Origin of the sequence: Kitasatospora sp. GP82, assembly GCF_029892105.1 — a bacterium.
GTDB lineage: Bacteria > Actinomycetota > Actinomycetes > Streptomycetales > Streptomycetaceae > Kitasatospora.
In genome coordinates this window covers 1-1,804 of record NZ_JARZAJ010000116.1, presented here as the reverse complement: position 1 = coordinate 1,804, position 1,804 = coordinate 1, and the positions used below count along the sequence as shown (strand labels likewise).

General features: G+C 68.7%; 2 protein-coding genes. One reads left to right on the top strand and one right to left on the bottom strand.

Translation table 11 applies throughout. The features are described 5' to 3' along the window. Nucleotides 1-543, bottom strand: coding sequence for a winged helix-turn-helix domain-containing protein (locus tag P3T39_RS37315; RefSeq protein WP_280703776.1), 543 nt, complete (start codon nucleotides 541-543; stop codon nucleotides 1-3). Nucleotides 544-600: 57 nt separating this feature from the next. Between P3T39_RS37315 and P3T39_RS37310 the strand changes: the two genes are divergently transcribed. Continuing rightward, nucleotides 601-1,506: a S41 family peptidase gene (locus P3T39_RS37310; protein WP_280703775.1), complete on the top strand. Its 906-nt coding sequence runs from the start codon at nucleotides 601-603 to the stop codon at nucleotides 1,504-1,506. Nucleotides 1,507-1,804: the final 298 nt, after the last annotated feature.

Sequence of the window (1,804 nt, the reverse complement as noted above, 5' to 3'; positions counted from 1 at the left end):
CTAGGCGGAACTGGTGGTGCTGGTCGGCAGAGCTTGCTGATAGAGCGCTACCAACACGCCGTGCAGGGGCTGGTCCTCTGCATCTTCCTCGGCCTCGTCGACCAGTTTGGCGAGGGTCTCGCCGAGTTCTCTTGCCTTCGTGGGGCTGAGGCGCAGGTGGCGCACTGTCAGGTGGGTCTCGGCGGGTGAGAGGTCCAGCTCCTGGGCGAACGCGGCGAGCATCGCGGTGGTGCCTGCCGCTTGGGGTTCGGCGACGACCATGTGGCGGGCCGTGCGCTGGTAGTACTGCTCGGTTCCGCCGCGGACTTGGCGGGTCTCGGCGATGTGGACCAGCCCGGCTTCGCGGAGCACTTTGAGGTGGTGCGCCACGTTGCCCTTCTTCGCGTCGAGCTGCGCCGCAAGCTGCCTGATGGTGGCAGGCCGGTGGCCCAGCGCGAAGAGCAACCGCTGACGCAGCGGGTGAGAGAGTGCCGCGAACTGCTCAGGCGCACCGATCTCCAGGACGTCCTCAGGGGGCGGCGGGCAGGAAGGCTGATCGCGCATACCGAAAGTGTCTAAACTCTTTGACGCTTTCGCAAGGGTGGTGCTCTACTTCCTGCCATGACGACTTCAACGAAGCTTCCGCCGGCCCCTGTCATCGACGAGACAGTCCGGCTGCTGACCGAGCACTACGTTTTCCCCGAGATAGCCGAGCAGCTCGCCGGCCTGCTGCAACGACGCCTCGCCGAGGGCGCCTACGAAGTCGACGACGCCGAGGCGCTCGCCCGGCTGGTCACCGCGGACCTGCAGTCCGTCAACGGCGACCGACACCTGAGGCTGAAGCACCACGCCGACCCGGTGCCCCCCAAGCAGGGGGCGGCCAACCTGGCCGCCATCCGCCGGGACTTCGACACCTCGCTGGGCGGTGCGCCCCGGGTGGAGTTGCTCGACGGAGGGGTCGCCGTGGTGGAGCTGGCACCGATGCTGTTTCCGCTGGAGTGGGCCGCTGAACCGCTGGGCGCCGCGCTCACCCTGGCCTCCCGTGCCCAGGCGCTGATCGTGGACCTTCGCGCCAACCGGGGTGGCGACCCGGACACGGTCGCCTTCGTCTGCAGCTACCTATTGGACGAGCGCACCCACCTCAACACCATGTACTGGCGCGGCGGCGAGCGCAGCGAGCAGTCCTGGAGCCTGCCGCACGTTCCCGGCGCCCGCTTCGGTGGCAGCAAGCCGTTGTATGTGCTGTCCAGTGACAGCACCTTCTCTGCCGCTGAGGAGCTGGCGTACGACCTGCAGCAGCTCGGCCGCGCCGTAGTCGTCGGCGAGCGCACCCGCGGCGGCGCGCACCCGTGCAAGGGCTGGACCGTGCACCCACACCTGGAAGCCACGGTCCCCGTTGGCCGCGCGATCAACCCCGTCTCTGGCATGAACTGGGAGGGTACCGGCGTGCAGCCCGACGTCCCTTGCGCTGCTGCCGACTCCCTCGCCCACGCACACGCGCTGGCCCTTGCCCGACTGGCAGGCTGACCCAGTCCAGCTCGCCGACAGCACTGCGCGCTGCGCCTCCCCCTATTCACGTCGGCGGCTGACGTCGGCGGAGGATGCCCCCGTCTCCGGCGGCGGGCGCCAAGGCCCTCGGACGTGTCACGCGACTACCCAGCTCAGCCAGTCTCTCGAAACGAACCGGACCCAACCGAGAGTGACGGGCCGCCGTCCTCAGCGCCAGGCCCAAACTGCTGAACCAGGCGCGACAGCGGCCCTGATGTGTCTGCTGAACCACATGAAAGCCGCAGGTCGTCATCCCGGCCTGGGGTGATTCCCTACA